We start from the raw sequence: 17,116 nt of genomic DNA, 5'->3' as shown, positions 1-17,116 counted from the left end.
TGTCCTCCCTGATCGTGGGGGCGGGTCAGATGATGCCGAACAGGATCCCCGCGCCGAGCACCACCAGCGAGGTCAGCGCGGCCCACTTGACGACGAACCTGGTGTGGTCGCCGAACTCGACCTTGGCCATGCCGACCAGGACGTACACGGCCGGGACGAGCGGGCTCGACATGTGCAGCGGCTGACCGACGAGCGAGGCGCGGGCGATCTCCAGGGAGGAGACGCCGTGCGCGTGGCCCGCCTCGGCGAGGACCGGCAGGATGCCGAAGTAGAAGCCGTCGTTGGACATGAAGTACGTGAACGGAATGCTCAGCAGGCCGGTCACGACCGCCATGTGCGGTCCCATCCCGTCGGGGATGTTGCCGACGACCCACTTGGCCATGTGGTCCACCATGCCGGTGCCCTGGAGCACGCCGGTGAAGACGGCGGCGGCGAAGACCATGCCGGAGACGTTGAGGACGTTCTCGGCGTGGGCGCCGAGGCGGGCCCTCTGGTCGGGCATGTGCGGGAAGTTGACGGTCAGCGCGAGCGCGGCGCCGAGCAGGAACAGCACCGGGATCGGCAGCCACTCCATGATCATGGCGGTGAGCAGGGCGACCGTGAGCAGCGCGTTGAACCAGTACAGCTTCGGGCGCAGGGTGGGCCGGTCGGGGTCGAGGACCTGCATGCCCTCCTCGGGCTCCTCGTGCGCCCCCGGGTCATCGGCGCCGGCTCCCGCGCCGCCCGTGGGCGCGCCCTTGCGCAGGGAGACCCTGCCGTCGCCGGGGCCGCCGGCGCCCACCAGGACGGTCTCGGACTCCGTCTCCTCCTCCAGCACCTCGTCCAGCGTCAGCACGCCGAGCCGGCGGCGCTCGCGCACGCCGAGCACGTACGACAGACCGAAGACGAAGAGCAGACCGACGCCGAGGGCCGGGATCATCGGCACGAAGATGTCGCCGGCGTCGAGCTTCAGCGCGGTCGCGGCGCGGGCGGTCGGGCCGCCCCAAGGCAGCGTGTTCATCACGCCGTTGGCCATCGCGGCGACACCGGTCATCACGACCAGGCTCATCTTCAGGCGCTTGTACAGCGGGTACATCGCCGAGACGGTGATCATGAAGGTGGTGGAGCCGTCACCGTCGAGCGAGACGATCCCGGCGAGCACGGCGGTGCCGACGACGATCCGCATCGGGTCCGCTTTGCAGAACCTGAGGATCCCGCGGACGACCGGGTCGAAGAGACCGACGTCGATCATCACGCCGAAGTAGACGATCGCGAACATGAGCATCGCCGCGGTGGGGGCGAGGCTGGTCACGCCGTCGATGACGTAGTCGCCGAGGTGGGCGCCCTTGCCGACGAACACGCAGAACAGCGCGGGGATCAGCACGAGCGCCGCGATCGGCGACATCTTCTTCAGCATGATCAGGACCAGGAAGGTCGCGATCATGGCGAAGCCGAGGAGGGTCAGCATGAGTGGATACCTAACGTTCGCCCTTGAACATCCCACCAGGGCCGGCGGTGTCCGAGACGTTAGGTGCGGTCAAGCGGCGTTAACAAGACGTTGACATGCGAGCAATAAGCGCAAAACTCCTGGTCACGGCTTTGCGCAGGTCGCCGCCCTAACGGTTTCGGCCACCGGGGCGACCTCGACCGGCACGCCGTTGAGGACCGCGTTGCCCGACAGGGGGTCCAGAAGGCTGCCGTCGAGGAGCTGGTTGACGTTGACGCCGGGGTCGGTGGCGGCATGGCGCAGCCGGGTGCCGGGCCGGTCGTGCCCCCAGCCGTGCGGCAGGCTCACCACGCCCGGCCGTACGGCGTCGGTGACCTCGGCGGGCACGGTGACCTCTCCCCCGGCGCCTCGCACGCGCGCGGGTTCCCCGTCCCGCACGCCGAGCCGCTCGGCGTCTCGCGGGTGGAGGTGCAGGGTGCAGCGGTTGGAGCCGCCGGTGAGGGCCGGCACGTTGTGCATCCAGCTGTTGTTGGACCGCAGGTGGCGGCGGCCGACCAGCACCAGCCCGGCCGGGCGTTCCCGCAGCGCCCGCCGCAGCCGAGGCAGGTCGTCGGCGATCGGGCGTGGCAGCAGCTCCACCTTCCCGCTCCTGGTCTTCAGCGGCTGCGGCAGGCGGGGCCGCAGCGGCCCGAGGTCGATGCCGTGCGGGTGGGCGAGCAGCTTTGCGAGGTTCAGTCCGTCCGGCCGTACGCCGAAGCCGTCGCCGTAGGGGCCCAGGCGCAGCATCAGGTCCAGCCGGCGCTCGGGGCCGCTTACGCCGGTGAGCTGTGCGGCGAGCTCGCGCGGGTCGCGGCCGTGCACCGGGGAGTGCGGCTCCATGACCGCCTTGCCGAGGGTCTGGTCCACGACCAGCTGGTCGACGGCCGCCGGGTCGGTGCCGTGCATGCCGGTGGCGGCGAGGACCAGCCGGGCCAGGATCTCCGTCTCGGCCATGCGGCCGGGCTCCAGGGGGACGGCGGGGCGGGTGTAGCGGACCTGGTTGCGCACCGCCAGGGCGTTGAAGGCGAAGTCGTGGTGCGGGCTCTGGGAGGGCGGGGGCGGCGGCAGTACGACGTGGGCGTGGCGGGAGGTCTCGTTGAGGTACGGGTCGACGCTCACCATGAAGTCGAGGGAGGCCAGCGCCTTGTCGAGGCGGTCGCCGTCGGGCGCGGAGAGCACCGGGTTGGCGGCGACGGCGACCAGGGCGCGGACCGGCTCGCCCTCGCCGGTGGCGGTGTCGATCTCCTCGGCGAGGGCGGCGAGCGGCAACTCCCCCTTCGCTTCGGGGTGTCCGCTCACCCGGGAGCGCCAACGGCCGAGCGCGAAGCCGCGCCCGGGTCCGGCGGGGCGCGGTGTCCTGTCGGTGGCGGCCTGCGGGAAGAGGGCGCCGCCGGGGCGGTCGAGGTTGCCGGTGAGGATGTTGAGCACGTCGACGAGCCAGCTGGCCAGGGTGCCGTGCGGAACGGTGCAGCTGCCGATGCGGCCGTAGACGGCGGCGGTGGGCGCGGCGGCGAGCTCGCGGGCCAGCGTACGGATCACGGGGGCGGCGACGTCACAGGCACCGGCGACGGCCTCGGGCGTGAAGTCCCTCAGCTCCTCGGCGAGTTCCTCGACGCCCTCGACGTGCGGGGCCAGGTCGCCGAGGTCCACGAGGTCCTCCTCGAACAGCACGTACGCCATCGCCGCGAGCAGCAGGGCGTCCGTGCCGGGCCGGATCGCGAGGTGCCGGTCGGCGAGCCGCGCGGTGCGGGTGCGCCGCGGGTCGATGACGGTGAGGGTGCCGCCGCGCGCCTTCAGGGCCTTGAGGCGGCCCGGGAAGTCGGGGGCGGTGCACAGGCTCCCGTTGGATTCCAGCGGGTTGGCGCCGATCAGCAGCAGGTGGTCGGTGCGGTCCAGGTCGGGCACGGGGATGGCGAGGGCGTCGCCGTACAGCAGGCCGCTGGAGACGTGCTTGGGCATCTGGTCGACCGTGGAGGCGGTGAAGACGCTGCGCGTGCCGAGCCCGGCGATGAGCAGCGGCGGGTAGAGGGCCCCGGCCATGGTGTGCACGTTGGGGTTGCCGAGCACGACCCCGACGGCGTGCGGGCCGTGCCGCTCGACGACCGGGCGAAGGCCGGCCGCGACGGCGTCGAAGGCCTCCTCCCAGCTGGCCTCGCGCAGCTCGCCGTCCCGGCGGACGAGCGGGGCGCGCAGCCGGTCGGGGTCGGCGTCGACGGCCCCGAAGGCGGCGCCCTTGGGGCAGACGAAGCCCTTGCTGAACACGTCGTCTCGGTCGCCGCGGGCGCCGGTGACCCGGGTGCCCTCGATGGTCAGGGTGAGGCCGCAGGTGGCCTCGCACAGGGGACAGATACGCAGGGCGGTGCGGGACACGGGACCTCCCGGAGGTCGGCGGCAGCGGTGACGCGCGGTCGCGCCGAGCATACCGACTGGTATGCACGCCGTGGGAGGGCCTGCACGAGCGGAACCTCTCAGCGCGTCGGTCCAGCACGAACCGGGGATCCTGCAGCCACCGATCCAACACGAGCCCGAAACCCCGGAGCCCGCCGTCCAGCGCCAGCCCCGAGCCGCCAAACGTCAGTCCAGCAGCGGGCCAGACGCGCCCGCACCCGACCACTCCAGCACACGGGCCGAATACGCCCGCACCCCGTCAGCCCGGCACAAGCCGGGAACCCGCCCCCGTCAGCCCGGCACAAGCCGGGCACCCGCCCCCGTCAGTCCAGCACGCGGGCCAGATACGCCCGCAGCATCTCCCGCATCTCGGCGATGATCTTCTCGTCGCCCTGCGGCGCCACCCGGAAGGCCAGGTGGACCAGGGTGTCGGCGGTCTCGACGGCGACGAGGAAGGTGCACCGCAGATCCTCGTCGGTCTCGCGCCCGAGGTAGCCGGAGAGCAGGTCGGTCATGCGGTCGGCCACCCGGTGGTTCGGCTCGTGGCGGTAGCCGACCGGTATCTGGTTGCCGAAGTCGACCAGGGAGAAGCCGGGCGCGGTGCGCTTCATGTCGAGGTACTCGTCGAGCACGGCGTCCAGGGCCGCGCGCCAGCCACCGTCACCCGTTCCGCGCAGCCGCTCGGCGACCCGCTCGGAGTACCGCTCCAGGTTGCGCTGGGCCAGCGCGTCGGCCATCTGCCGCTTGTTGCCGAAGAACCGGTAGACGGAGCCGATGGGCACACCGGCGCGCTGGGCGACGGCACGCGTGCTCAGGTCGTCGTAGCCCACCTCGTCGAGGAGGTCGGCGCAGGCGTCGAGAATCCTGGTCAGCCGTTCGGCGCTGCGCCGCTGCACGGGCGCACGGCGGAGCGATGTCGCATGGGGCACGCGCATCATCATGCCTTTCCGGGGCGGTCCGGTGAACCTCACCCCCAGTACGCAAGCACGTGCACGTTCCACTCATCCGCGCCGGCCACCCCGCCGAACCCGGCCTGCCGCCCCCTTGCGCCCGCGAAAACGCAATCCTACGGTGTCCCATAGGAATCGGGTTCTGCGAGGGAGCAGTGATCATGAGCGGGGACGAGGCGCGCAAGACCGCCGAAGGCCTGACCTATTTGTCCGGCTTCGGCAACGAGCACAGCTCCGAGGCCGTCCCGGGCGCCCTGCCCGAGGGCCGCAACTCACCCCAGCGCGCTCCGCTCGGGCTGTACGCGGAGCAGCTCAGCGGCACGGCCTTCACCGAGCCGCGGGCGCACAACCGCCGCTCCTGGCTGTACCGGATCCGCCCGTCGGCCGCGCACCCGGCGTTCGCCCGCACCGGCAACGGCTCGATCCGCACCGCGCCCTTCCGGGAGACGGTGCCCGACCCCAACCGCCTGCGCTGGGACCCGCTGCCGGAGCCCGAGCCGGGCACCGACTTCCTCAAGGGCCTGTGGACGCTGGGCGGCAACGGCGACGTGACCCAGCGCAGCGGCATGGCCGTGCACCTGTACCACGCCAACGCCTCCATGGACCGTGTCTTCAGCGACGCCGACGGCGAGCTGCTCATCGTCCCGGAGCGCGGGGGGCTGCTGCTGCGCACGGAGTTCGGCCTGCTGCATGTGGAGCCGAGCCATGTCGCGCTCATTCCTCGTGGAGTCCGCTTCCGTGTGGAGCTGCTGGACGAGTCGGCCCGGGGCTATGTGTGCGAGAACTACGGCGCCCCGTTCCGCCTCCCCGACCTCGGCCCGATCGGCGCCAACGGACTGGCCAATCCCCGGGACTTCCGGGCCCCGGTCGCCGCCTACGAGGACGTCGAGGGCCCGGTGGAGGTGGTGAACAAGTTCTGCGGCAACCTCTGGACGGCCACCTACGACCACTCCCCCCTCGACGTGGTCGCCTGGCACGGCAACTATGTGCCCTACGCCTATGACCTGCGCCGCTTCAACGTGCTGGGCACCATCTCCTACGACCACCCCGACCCGTCGATCTTCACGGTGCTGACCTCCCCGTCCGACACCCCGGGCCTGGCGAACGCCGACTTCGTGGTGTTCGCGCCGCGCTGGCTGGTGGGCGAGGACACCTTCCGGCCGCCGTACTTCCACCGGAACGTGATGAGCGAGTACATGGGCCTCATCGAGGGTGCCTACGACGCCAAGACGGCCGGAGAAGGCGGTTTCGTGCCGGGCGGCGGTTCGCTGCACACCATGATGTCGGCGCACGGCCCGGACCGGGAGACGTTCGAGAGGGCCAGCGCCGCCGAGCTGAGGCCGCAGAAGATCGACGACGGGCTGGCGTTCATGTTCGAGACCCGCTGGCCGGTGACGCTGACCCCGCAGGCGGTGCGGGCCGAGCACCTGCAACAGCGCTACGACGACGTGTGGCAGGGCCTTGAGCGGCACTTCCGCCCCTCGGACGGCACGTTGCACTGAACGGCCCCGCCCGGTACGGATATCAGCCGTGACCTCCTTCGCCCCGGACTCGATCGTCCTGAACCGCAAGCTGCCGCTGTGGTACCAGGTGTCGCAGTCGCTGCGCGCCTCGATCCTCGGCCGCTCGCCCCAGGACCCGCTGCGCCTGCCCACCGAGGAGCAGCTGGCCGGGCACTACGGGGTGAGCGTGCTGACCATGCGGCAGGCGCTGAAGGAGCTGGAGGACGAGGGGCTGATCAGCCGGCACCGCCGGCGCGGCACGTTCATCGAGCCCGGCGCGCGGCGTACCGCCCCGGTGCGGCTGCTGGGCTCGGTGGACGCGATCGTGGCCCAGCAGTCGGGCATGACGACCGAGCTGCTGGAGCACGGCCCCGCCCCGGTGCCGGCCGAACTCGCCGAGCACTTCCCGGATCTGACCGAGGTGGCGGCGTACCACCGGCTGCGCAGCGACGAGAAGACGGGCGAGCCGACCAACCACGCCCGCAACTACGTCCGCCCCGAACTCGCCGCCCGTATCGACCCGGAGGACCTGGCCCGGTGGCCGATGACCAAGGTGCTGCGGGATGTCGTCGGGGCGGACATCAGCCGCATCACGGACACGGTCGAGGCCCGGCTCGCGGACCCGGAGACGGCCCGGCTGCTCGACGTGCCGCTGCTCAGCCCGATCCTGCACTACACGGGCATCACCTATGACGCGGGCGGCCGCGCCCTGGACGTGGCCGTCATCCACTACCGCGGCGACCGCTTCTCCTTCACGGTGACCCTGGACGCCACCTGACCCGCCTGCCGCGACCAGGCTCTACGATGCCCAGCGTGACGCACGACGACGCTCCGCCGCTGGCGGACCTCATGCCGTGGTCCGTCGCACCGCCGCGGCTCGGCCGGGGCTGGCCGGCGGCCCCCGACGCGGCCTCCCTGAAGGCCCGTTGGGACGCGCTGGTCAAGGCCGAGGGGCCGCACCGCGAGACCCTGTTCCAGCCGACGCGCGCCCGCACGCCGCACACGGCGGTGGGGCAGCTGCCGGGCCAGTCCACCGGCACCGGGAGACTGGCCCGCGCCTCGGGCCCCTGCCCGCCGCCGGTGCGCGTGCTGCACGGCCCCTTCGACGAGCAGTGGCTGATCCCCGACCACCGCCTCATCGACGCGGCCCGCCCGGAGCTGTGGCGGGTGGCGGACGGGCACCAGGTCTTCGTGGTGGAGAGCCAGGCCCCGGGTCCGCCGCTGCTGGCGACGTCCCTGCTGCCCGTGCTGCGCGCCGGCCGCATCCGCCCGCTGTACCGCCGCCCGGGCGGCACCGAACCCAACCTCGCCCCCGGGCTGCTGGAGCACCTGGGCGCCCGGCTGGGCGCGCGGCCCACCCCGATGGACGTGCTGGCCTGGTGCACGGCGATGGCACGCCCCGGCCTGACCGTGCCGCTCACCGGGGACGCCGACGCCTGGGCGCGGGGCGTGGCGGTGGGCCGCCGGATGCTGTGGCTGATGCGCCGCGACGGCGAACGCCCGAAGCTGCCGGGCGGCCGTCGCCCCTACGTCCGCGCCCCGCTGCCGCCCCGTCCTCTGACCCTGCGCTACGACCGTGACGAGGAGGCCCTGTTCCTGGACGAGGGCCGGATCTCGCCGGTGCCGCCCGGGGCCTGGGACTTCGAGGTGGCCGGAGCCCGGGTGCTGGAGCAGTGGTTCACGGCCCGCACGGCGCAGCCGGAGCCGGGCACCCTGGCGGCGATCCGCCCGGCGGCCTGGCCGCAGACCTGGACCTCCGAGCTCCTGGAGCTGATCACGGTCCTGGCCCTGCTCGCCGAACTGCGGCCCCAGCAGGAAGCGTTGACGGCCCCGGACCCGATCACGACGGCGGAGCTGGAGAAGGCGGGTGTGCTCCCGGTCCCGGACGTGTCCCGCAGGCCGGCCTCGGTGCTCGACGGACCCGAGGAGGGCCCGGAGGGGCAACTCGCCCTGCTGTGACGGGTCGGGGTCGAAGGCGCCCAGCACCCGTTCGAGCGCCGGCCGGAATACTCCCGTGCCGGACCGGGCGCCGTGGCCGGTGGCGCGCCCCGTCACGGGGGGGTGCCGGCGTGGTGTGCCGTACTCCTGGCGGTGTTCGCGTCGCTCGCCGTGCGTCGGTACGCGCACGGGGAGCGGTGAAGCAGGTCAGGCGACCCGCGACTGAGCGAAGCCCCCGGTCACCGCCGGGCGGGGAGGCGGTGCCGGAGGGGGTGCGAGGTGCCCGCGTCCGGGAGTGCACCGTGGCGTGGCTGCGTGCCGTGGGAATGACGGACGAGCGTGCGCAGCGCTGCGCCGGGGATGGTGCGACTTGCCTGGTCGCGGGCCTCGCCCGGGCGCCCTAGTGGCCGCCGAACAGCGAACGGCGCAGTCGGCGCAGCGGCGCGAACAGCGAGACGCGGCGCATGCGCGCGAGCCTGCCGCTGCGGTCGTGCGTGGTGTCACGCGCCGTCAGCTCACGCATCAGCGAGGTCGCCTCGATCGTCTCCCGCTGCGGGACCGCCGGTCCCGCCAGCACCGACAGATGGCGGTCGAGGCGCGAACTGGTCGCGCTGCTCCCGCAGGTGATCGCAGGGACCCTGGCCCTGCTGCGCACTGTTATCTGCTCCATGTCACTCCCCACCCGTACGAGTCCACCCGGCCCGGGCAGGTTAACCCTATCGCCCCGGTGGAGCACGCGTGTATCGCGGTCACAGGAAACACCTTCCCCATAAGGGGGTTGACGATGTCCGATTGATTACTCTCCGAATCCGACCGATTTCAGGGCGAGTTGGACAATGGGCTGGCTGGTGGGCCGGGGTGAACCACCGTCAGGTTCGACCGTCACGGCGAGTGACGTCGCGGACTTCTCGAGTCCGGAGGCGAGCAGAGGCGTGTCGCCGTCGAAGAGCCCGAGGGAGCGCGGTTGCGCGCCGGGGCGCATGAGCCACAGCTGGTGCACACGACCGTGCGGCAGGGTGCCGTGACCGCCGAGGGTGACGACCGCACGTCCCTCCGACACGGAGGCGATCACTGCGATCGTGCCGCCCCCGGCGTCCCGGCCGGAGCTCGCCCGCGCGTCCGGCGCCGCGAGAACGTGGGCGATCTCACGCGCCCGGTCGCGTTCGGCGGTCAGCTGGTCCTCGGTCCGGTGCGCCTGGACGGCGAACAGCGCGGCGACGACCAGGGCCGCGGCGGCCGTCACCGTGGCGAACGGCGCGAACAGGGGCCGGCGGCGGGCGGCACGGGCCCGGGCGCGCGGCGGCTGGGCGCCCCACACATGGGGCGGCAACCGGGGGGTGTGCCCCGGCGCCGGATCCTGCGGCGTGGTCCGTACGGCCGCCAGCACCCGGTCGCGCAGCGCGGCCGGCGGCGGGGCGGCCGTGGACCAGGCGAGCCGGACGGCGTCCTCGGTCAGCTCCCGCACCTCGGCGGCGCAGCGGTCGCAGCCGCGCAGGTGTCTTTCGAAGCGGACGCGCTCGGCCGCCTCCAGGGCGTCCAGCGCGTAGGGCGCGGCCAGCGAGTGCGGGTCCTCGCGGCGCAGCAGCCGGTCCAGCAGGCTCATGCGGCGCCTCCCAGGCAGTCGCGCAGCCGGGTCAGTCCGTCGCGCATCCGGGTCTTGACCGTGCCCAGCGGCAGGGAGAGCCGCTCGGCCACCTCACGGTAGGTGTAGCCCTCGTAGTAGGCGAGGGTGACGGACTGGCGCTGCAGGGCGGTGAGCCGGTCCAGGCAGCGGCGCACCCACTCGCGTTCCAGTCCGGCCTCGACCTCCTCGGAGACGTGGTCGAAGGCGGGGTGGTGGGAGCGCTGCGCCTCGCGCTGTTCGCGTTCGCCGGCCGCGCGGGCACTGCGCACCCGGTCGACGGCGCGACGGTGCGCGAGGGTGAGGATCCAGGACAGCGCGCTGCCCCGGCCGGGGTCGAACCGGGCGGCGGACCGCCACGTCTCCAGCAGCACCTCCTGGGCCACCTCCTCCGACTGGGCCGGGTCGCGCAGCACGCGCCGTACGAGCCCGTACACCGGTCCGGACACCAGTGCGTACAGCTGCTCGAACGCCAGCTGGTCACCGCCCGCCACACGCAGCAGCAACTCGTCCGCCTCCACTCGGTCCCCCTCTCCGCGACCGCACGCGAGCCGTCCCCTCACCCGAGGCATCCCACCGTCCCCTCACCCGCACCAGGCAGGCGCGGCGCACACGTCTCCGGAAGGAAGTACGGACCGGAAAGCCGAAAACGCGGGTCGAGCAGTGAGAAAAGCCGGTGCGGCATGCGTAAGGACGACTGCGGCGGAACGCGTTCGAAAAACTTCGGCGACGCGACCAATCCGCCCCGGCACCGGCTCCGAATCCCGGTGCGTCAGGCAAGTTGGCACTGAGGACGGACGGCATGACACCTTTTCCCAGGACCGGTGCGGGACTTCGCGGCATCGCGACCCTGATCTGTGGGGCGCTCGCCGCCGGAGGGCTCGCAGCCGCCGGTGTGACCGCGCTGGAACCTGAGGCGGCCTCCGCCTCCAGCCACCGGGAGGCCCCGCTGATCTCGGGGACCCCGCAGTACGACAACACGGACGTGTACGCGTTCGTCAGCCCGGACAAGCCGGACACGACGACCATCATCGCGAACTGGATCCCGTTCGAGGAGCCGGCCGGCGGGCCGAACTTCTTCACCTTCGCCGAGGACGCCCAGTACGACCTGCGCATCGACAGCAACGGCGACGCGAAGGAGGATCTGGTCTTCCGGTACACGTTCAAGACACACGTCAAGAACAAGAAGACGTTCCTCTACAACACGGGCCCGGTCACCAGCCTGGACGACCCCGACCTCAACATCACGCAGACGTACGACATCGAGCTGGTGCGCCTGAAGAACCAGTACCCGGTGTCCCGGACGAAGATCGCCGACGATGTGCCGGTGGCGCCGTCGAACGTGGGCAAGGCCTCCATGCCGGACTACGGCACGCTGCGCAAGCAGGCCGTGCACCAGCTCGCGGGCGGCGCGGCCACCTTCGCCGGGCAGGCCGACGACCCGTTCTTCCTCGACCTGCGGGTCTTCGACCTGCTGTACGGCGGGAACCTCTCCGAGGTCGGCAACGACACCCTCAAGGGCTACAACGTCAACTCCATCGCCCTGCAGGTCCCGAACCACCTGATCACCGAGTCGATGCACCAGCCGGTCGTCGGGATCTGGTCCACCACCCAGCGCATGAACGCCCAGGGGCACTTCCGTCAGGTCTCGCGGCTGGGCAACCCGCTGGTGAACGAGGTCGTCAACCCCCTCAAGGACAAGGACAGGTTCAACGCGTCCGCGCCGAAGGACGACGCCCAGTTCCTGAAGAACGTCACCAACCCCGAGCTGCCCAAGCTCATCGAGGCGATCTACAAGATCCCCGCTCCGGCCGAGCCCCGCAACGACCTGGTCGACGTGTTCCTCAAGGGCGTCAAGGACCTCAACCAGCCGCCGCACGTGACCCCGTCGGAGCAGCTGCGCCTCAACACCTCCATCAAGCCGGCCGCCGAGCCCAAGCGCCTCGGTGTCCTCGACGGCGACAACGCGGGCTTCCCGAACGGCCGTCGCCTCACCGACGACGTCATCGACGCCGCGCTCCAGGTCGTCGAGGGCGAACTGGTCGGCGCGAAGAACGACCTGGGCGACGCGGTGGACGCCAACGACAAGGAGTTCGAGAAGGCCTTCCCGTACGTCGCCCTGCCGACGGAGGGTTCGCGCGGTCCGCTCGCCAAGGGCGTCGACAGCGGCAACGACGTCCGCAGCCAGCTGGGCGACGCGCTCCAGCCGGCCGGCGCCGCCGGCTCCGGCGACACCGGCGTGATCGCCCTGTCCGCGGGCGCGGGCGCCGCCGGTGTCCTGCTGGTCGGGGGCGGCCTGCTGTGGTGGCGCCGCATGCGGCAGCGGGCGTACTAGTCCCCCCGCTCCCCCACCGACAGGCGCGGCCCGTCCACCCCATCCCCCACGGCGGGCCGCGCCGCCGACTCAGCCGAACCATCCGACCGAGGAGAGGCATGCCCGGGCGCACCGACGACAGCCCTTCGAAGCACCAGCACGACCCGGCTGCGGGCAGTCGTACCGCCGGGACAGCGCGGGCGGACGCGGACCCCCGTCCCGCCGGGGTGCCCGCCGAACCCCCGGGCAGCGCCGAGCCCGGCCCGGAAGCGGGCACCCCGGCCGAGCAGCGCGTCACCGCCCTGCGGCGGTTCGCCGCCGCAGGGCGGCGATGGCGGGCCGGCCGGCTGGCCGGGTGCGCCGCGCTCCTGGCGGTGGCGATGACCGCCGGTGCCGTCGCCGCCGGAGCGGCACGGGACGGCGGCCGGGAAGCCCCCGTCTCGGCCCCGGCGGCTCCCGGCACGCCGCTGGGCGCGGACCTGGACACGGCCATCCGCTCCCTGCAGAGCCATCTGCGCGCCCAGCCCCGCGACTTCGGCGCCTGGGCCACCCTCGGGCTCGCCTACGTGGAGCAGGCCCGTACCAAGGGCGACCCGTCCCGCTACCCGCAGGCCGAGCGGGCCCTGAAGCGCTCCCTGGACCTGCAGCCCGGCAACGACCAGGCCCTGGCAGGCCGCGCCGCTCTCGCCGCCGCCCGGCACGACTTCACCGGCGCCCTGACGTACGCCGACCGGGCCCTGAAGCGCAACCCGTACAGCGAGCGCGCCCTGTGCTCCCGTATCGACGCCCTCGTCGAGCTGGGCCGGTACGGGGACGCGGCCCGGGCCGCCGACACCGCCGACGACAGGAAGCCGGGCGTGCCGGTCTTCACGCGGTACGCCTACGTGCGCGAGCTGCGCGGGGACGTCAGCGGTGCGCGGCGCGTGCTGGAGCAGGCGCTCGCCGGTGCGGCCTCCCCCGCGGACGTGGCGTACGTCGCCACCGCCCTGGGCCAGCTCGCCTGGAGCCAGGGCGACTACGACACGGCCCTGCGGTACTACGCGCGGGCCCTGGCCGCGGACGAGGAGTACCTGCCCGCCCTGGAGGGCCGCGCCCGGGCCCAGGCCGCGAGCGGTGACCGGGCGGCCGCCGTGACGGGCCTGGAGCGGGTCGTGGCCCGGACACCGCTGCCCGGCCCGCTGGTCGCCCTCGGCGAGCTGTACGAGGCGCGCGGCGCCGACGGGGACCGGGCCAGGGCCCGCGACCAGTACGCCCTCGTCGACGCCTGGACGGCCCTGGCCCGTGCGGGCGGCGTCAGGACGGACCTCGACACCGCCCTGGCCGCCGCCGACCACGGCGACAGGAAGGAGGCCCTGCGGGCGGCCCGCGCCGAGTGGCAGCGCCGTCACACCGTGCACACCGCCGACGCCCTGGCCTGGGCCCTGCACGTCAACGGCCGCGACGCGGAGGCCCTGCCGTATGCCCGCCGGGCCACGGCCACCGGCTACCGCAACGCCGTGTTCCTCTACCACCGGGGCGTGATCGAACGCGCCGCCGGCCACGAGAAGGAGGCCCGCGCGCACCTGGGCGCCGCGCTGAAGCTGAACCCCGGCTTCTCGCCGCTCGGCGCGCGCGAGGCACGTACGGCCCTGAAGGATCTGGAGACCTCCCGGTGACGCCCCGCCGACTGCTCACCGCCGCGGCGGCCGTGCTCACGGCCGCCGGTGCGCTCACCCTCCTGCCCGCCGGCGGTGCCAGTGCGCATCCGCTCGGCAACTTCACCGTCAACCGCTACGACGGCCTGGTGGCCGCCCCGGCCGAACTGCGCGTCCACCACGTCGAGGACCTCGCCGAGATCCCCGCGACCCAGGCCAAGCCGGACGTCGAGCGGCTCGGCCTGACGATGTGGGCCCGGCAGCGGTGCGCGCGGGCCGCGCAGGACAGCGAGGTCACCGTCGACGGGCGGGCGGTGCCGCTCACCGCCGTGAGCGGCCACGCGCGCGTGCGGCCCGGTCAGGCCGGGCTCGACACCCTGCGCGTGGAGTGCCGGCTCACCGCTCCCCTGCCCGGCCGGGACACCGTGGCCATCGGCTTCCGCGGCGCGGGCGCCTCCTCCGGCCCGGGCTGGCGGGAGATCACCGCGCGCGGCGACCGTATGACACTCACCGCGTCGAACGTGCCGAAGGAGTCGGTCTCCCGGGAACTGACCCGCTATCCGCAGGAGTTGCTGTCCTCCCCGGCCGACACCGCGAGCGCGTCCCTGCGGGTGCGGCCCGGCGGTCCCGCCCTGGCCGGTGCCGGCGACAGCGCGCGGAGCGACGCCCCGGCCGCCTCCGTCCTGCCGCGCGGCGCCGACCGGTGGACCCGCGCCCTGGACGACCTCGTGGCCCGGCACGACCTCACCGCCGGGTTCGCCGCGCTCGCGCTGCTCATCGCCGTCGCCCTCGGCGCGATGCACGCGCTCGCCCCGGGCCACGGCAAGACCATCATGGCCGCGACGGCCGCCGCCCGGGGCGGGCGGGCCCGGATGAAGGACGTCCTGCCGCTGGCCGCCTCGGTGACGGTCACCCACACGCTGGGCGTGGTCGCCCTCGGCCTGCTGGTGACGGCCGGCTCGGCGGCGGGCCCGTCGGTGATCGCCTGGCTCGGCGTCGCGAGCGGGGTCCTGGTCACCCTGGCGGGCGCCAGCCTCGTACGCCGGGCCCTGCGGAACCGTACGCACCCCCCTGCGCACGGGCACGCGCACCGCCACACACCCGACCACGACCACGGTCACCACCACGACCACAAGCACGACCACGAGCACAGCCGGCACGACCACGGCCACAGTCACGCGCACGACCACAGCCACGACCACCCGGACGCCCACTCCCACCCCCACACCGTGGAGCACACCCACGGCGGGTTCACCCACTCCCACCCCGTCGCCCCCACCCTCCGCGGCACGATCCTGCTCGGCTTCGCCGGCGGGATGGTGCCCAGCCCGTCCGCCGTGGTCGTGCTCGTCGGCGCGGCCGCGCTCGGCCAGGCCTGGTTCGGTCTGCTGCTCGTCGTCGCCTACGGCGCCGGGCTGGCCCTGACGCTCACCGCCGCCGGGTACGCCGTCGTGAAGGCGGGCAGCGGGGTGTCCCGGCTGCTGGACCGGCGGCCGCGCTGGACGGCCGGCCCGGTGGCGGCGCTGGTGCGCCGGACGGCGCCGCTGGGGTCGGCCGTCGTCGTGGTGGCACTCGGGGCCGGACTCGTGGTCAGGGGGGCGGCATCCGCGCTCGGCTGAGTTACGTTCGTGGGGAAACTGTGGGAAAAACAGACGGAGTGGAGATTTCGCCCGGATGCGAATGGGGGCGCCGTGTCCGAAGAACCGGGCCATGAGCGGGTGATCGCGGGCCGTTACCGGCTGCTGTCCCCGCTCGGCGAGGGCGGCATGGGGACGGTGTGGCGCGCTCGCGACGAGGTGCTGCACCGCGAGGTCGCCGTCAAGGAGGTGCGCGCCCCGGCCGGGCTGCCGGCCACCGACGTGCAGCGGTTGTACACGCGTCTGGAGCGGGAGGCCTGGGCGGCGGCCCGGGTCGCCAACCGCAACGTGGTGACGGTGTACGACGTGGCCACCGACGGCGGCCGGCCCTGGGTCGTCATGGAACTGGTCCGCGGACTGTCCCTGGCGGAGGTGCTGGAGGCCGAGGGCCCGCTGCCGCCGCAGCGCGCCGCGCACATCGGCGCGGAGGTGCTGGCCGCCCTGCGCGCCGCGCACGCGGTGGGGGTGCTGCACCGGGACGTGAAGCCCGCCAACGTGCTGATCGCCGAGGACGGCCGGATCGTGCTGACCGACTTCGGGATCGCCATGGTGGAGGGCAGCTCGGCGCTGACCATGACCGGGGAGGTCATCGGCTCGCCCGAGTTCCTGGCCCCGGAGCGGGCGCTCGGGCGCACGCCGGGCCCGGAGTCGGACCTGTGGTCGCTCGGGGTGCTGCTGTACGCGGCGGTCGAGGGCCACTCCCCGTTCCGCCAGAACACCCCGCTGAGCACCCTGCGCGCGATCGTCGACGAGGAGCTGCCGCCGCCGCGCCGGGCCGGGCCGCTCGCCCCGGTCATCGAGGGGCTGTTGCGCAAGGATCCGGCCGGGCGGCTGCCGGCCGAGCGGGCGGAGCAGGAGCTGCGGATCATCGGCGCGGGCGGCAGGCCCCGGGCGGACACGCGCGCCGCGGGTGCCTACGCGCCCACCGTGGCCGGGCACCGGGAGCCGTCGCCCGCTCCGCCCCCGCCGGTGACGGGCGGGCCGGCGCCGGCCGGGTCCGCCGGGGCGACAGCGGCCGCCCGGCCGGAGCGCGACCGCCGCGCCGTCGGCGTGCTGGTCGCGGGCGCGGCCGCGCTGGCGCTGGCGGTGGGCGGGCTGACGTACGTGCTGCTGAACAACGGGGGCGACGGCGACCGCGGCTCGGGGAACACGGACCGGGGCGCCGGGGTGAGTTCGCCCGCCGCGACGGCCGAGAGCCGCGGGCCCACCCGGGACACCGGGACTCCCTCCCCCTCGCCGACCCCGAGCAGCAGCAGCGAGAGCGCTCCCGCGCCGCAGTCGGTGCGGGTGACGGTGACGGGTGCCCGCACCGAGTACTCCGGTGCCTGTCCGCCGCCGAGCGAGCGGGCGCCCGCGTTCACGGCGACGTTCACGGTGGGGCGGCTGCCCGCCGAGGTGCGCTACCGCTGGGTGACCAAGGACGGTTCGGTGGCCGACCCGGGGTGGAAGACGCTGTCGTTCCCGCGGGGCGGCGGGCACACGAAACAGGACAGGGTCATCGTGACGACGTACGCGCTGAGCGGGACGTTCGACAGCCGGATCGGCGTCGAGGTGCGGGAGCCGGTGGACACGCGGTCCGGCTCGGTGCCGTTCTCGGTGACGTGCGAGACGGAGACCCCGACGGGCGAGGTCTCCCCCTCTCCTTCCGGTTCGCCCTCCTCGTAGGC

At 73.7% G+C, this 17,116-nt stretch carries 13 protein-coding genes and 1 pseudogene; 8 read left to right on the top strand and 6 right to left on the bottom strand.

Features of this window, described 5'->3' with window-relative positions; translation table 11 throughout:
- Window positions 1-25: 25 nt before the first annotated feature.
- The 3 genes from AB0K80_RS24510 to AB0K80_RS24500 all read right to left on the bottom strand — a co-directional run bounded on the left by AB0K80_RS24510 (window position 26) and on the right by AB0K80_RS24500 (window position 4,791).
- Window positions 26-1,483, bottom strand: a complete 1,458-nt coding sequence (locus AB0K80_RS24510; RefSeq protein ID WP_365673039.1) for a citrate:proton symporter — start codon at window positions 1,481-1,483, stop codon at window positions 26-28.
- 87 nt (window positions 1,484-1,570) lie between these two features.
- Window positions 1,571-3,835, bottom strand: coding sequence for a molybdopterin oxidoreductase family protein (locus AB0K80_RS24505; RefSeq protein ID WP_365673037.1), 2,265 nt, complete (start codon window positions 3,833-3,835; stop codon window positions 1,571-1,573).
- Between the two features lie 341 nt (window positions 3,836-4,176).
- Window positions 4,177-4,791, bottom strand: coding sequence for a TetR/AcrR family transcriptional regulator (locus tag AB0K80_RS24500; RefSeq protein ID WP_365673214.1), 615 nt, complete (start codon window positions 4,789-4,791; stop codon window positions 4,177-4,179).
- 173 nt (window positions 4,792-4,964) lie between these two features.
- On the opposite strand from AB0K80_RS24500, the gene hmgA reads away from it, so the two are divergent.
- From hmgA to AB0K80_RS24480, 4 genes and pseudogenes are all read left to right on the top strand, one after another.
- The gene (gene hmgA, locus AB0K80_RS24495) at window positions 4,965-6,305 is read left to right on the top strand and encodes a homogentisate 1,2-dioxygenase (protein WP_365673036.1); all 1,341 of its coding nucleotides are present in this window, start codon (window positions 4,965-4,967) and stop codon (window positions 6,303-6,305) included.
- A 28-nt stretch (window positions 6,306-6,333) separates the two neighbouring features.
- Entirely contained in the window at window positions 6,334-7,083 is a 750-nt protein-coding gene (locus AB0K80_RS24490) for a GntR family transcriptional regulator (RefSeq protein ID WP_365673034.1), read from the top strand.
- A gap of 26 nt (window positions 7,084-7,109) precedes the next feature.
- A complete protein-coding gene (locus tag AB0K80_RS24485) occupies window positions 7,110-8,264 on the top strand; it encodes a type ISP restriction/modification enzyme (protein ID WP_365673032.1) in 1,155 nt (384 codons plus the stop codon).
- A 40-nt stretch (window positions 8,265-8,304) separates the two neighbouring features.
- Window positions 8,305-8,444 (top strand): annotated as a pseudogene (locus AB0K80_RS24480) (ABC transporter permease); the annotation flags it as partial.
- A gap of 199 nt (window positions 8,445-8,643) precedes the next feature.
- Here the strand turns inward: AB0K80_RS24480 and AB0K80_RS24475 are convergent.
- The 3 genes from AB0K80_RS24475 to AB0K80_RS24465 all read right to left on the bottom strand — a co-directional run bounded on the left by AB0K80_RS24475 (window position 8,644) and on the right by AB0K80_RS24465 (window position 10,385).
- A complete protein-coding gene (locus AB0K80_RS24475) occupies window positions 8,644-8,913 on the bottom strand; it encodes a hypothetical protein (RefSeq protein WP_365673030.1) in 270 nt (89 codons plus the stop codon).
- 126 nt (window positions 8,914-9,039) lie between these two features.
- Complete coding sequence (locus AB0K80_RS24470; protein ID WP_365673029.1) at window positions 9,040-9,846, bottom strand: anti-sigma factor; 807 nt, start codon at window positions 9,844-9,846, stop codon at window positions 9,040-9,042.
- Window positions 9,843-10,385 (bottom strand): sigma-70 family RNA polymerase sigma factor, encoded by a 543-nt coding sequence (locus AB0K80_RS24465; protein ID WP_365673027.1) that lies wholly within the window; start codon window positions 10,383-10,385, stop codon window positions 9,843-9,845. Before AB0K80_RS24465 ends, AB0K80_RS24470 begins: the two co-directional genes overlap by 4 nt.
- 281 nt (window positions 10,386-10,666) lie before the next feature.
- On the opposite strand from AB0K80_RS24465, the gene AB0K80_RS24460 reads away from it, so the two are divergent.
- The 4 genes from AB0K80_RS24460 (at window position 10,667) to AB0K80_RS24445 (ending at window position 17,114) form a co-directional block, all read left to right on the top strand.
- A complete protein-coding gene (locus tag AB0K80_RS24460) occupies window positions 10,667-12,199 on the top strand; it encodes a DUF4331 domain-containing protein (RefSeq protein WP_365673025.1) in 1,533 nt (510 codons plus the stop codon).
- Window positions 12,200-12,297: 98 nt separating this feature from the next.
- The gene (locus AB0K80_RS24455) at window positions 12,298-13,833 is read left to right on the top strand and encodes a tetratricopeptide repeat protein (protein WP_365673023.1); all 1,536 of its coding nucleotides are present in this window, start codon (window positions 12,298-12,300) and stop codon (window positions 13,831-13,833) included.
- Complete coding sequence (locus tag AB0K80_RS24450; RefSeq protein WP_365673021.1) at window positions 13,830-15,431, top strand: nickel transporter; 1,602 nt, start codon at window positions 13,830-13,832, stop codon at window positions 15,429-15,431. Before AB0K80_RS24455 ends, AB0K80_RS24450 begins: the two co-directional genes overlap by 4 nt.
- A 72-nt stretch (window positions 15,432-15,503) precedes the next feature.
- On the top strand, window positions 15,504-17,114 hold the full coding sequence (locus AB0K80_RS24445) for a serine/threonine-protein kinase (RefSeq protein WP_365673019.1): 1,611 nt from the start codon (window positions 15,504-15,506) through the stop codon (window positions 17,112-17,114).
- Window positions 17,115-17,116: the final 2 nt, after the last annotated feature.

The sequence above is a fragment of the Streptomyces sp. NPDC052682 genome, assembly GCF_040678435.1.
Classification (GTDB): Bacteria; Actinomycetota; Actinomycetes; order Streptomycetales; family Streptomycetaceae; genus Streptomyces.
Note: the sequence above shows the minus strand (reverse complement) of the source record. Positions and strands in the feature narration are given on the sequence as shown.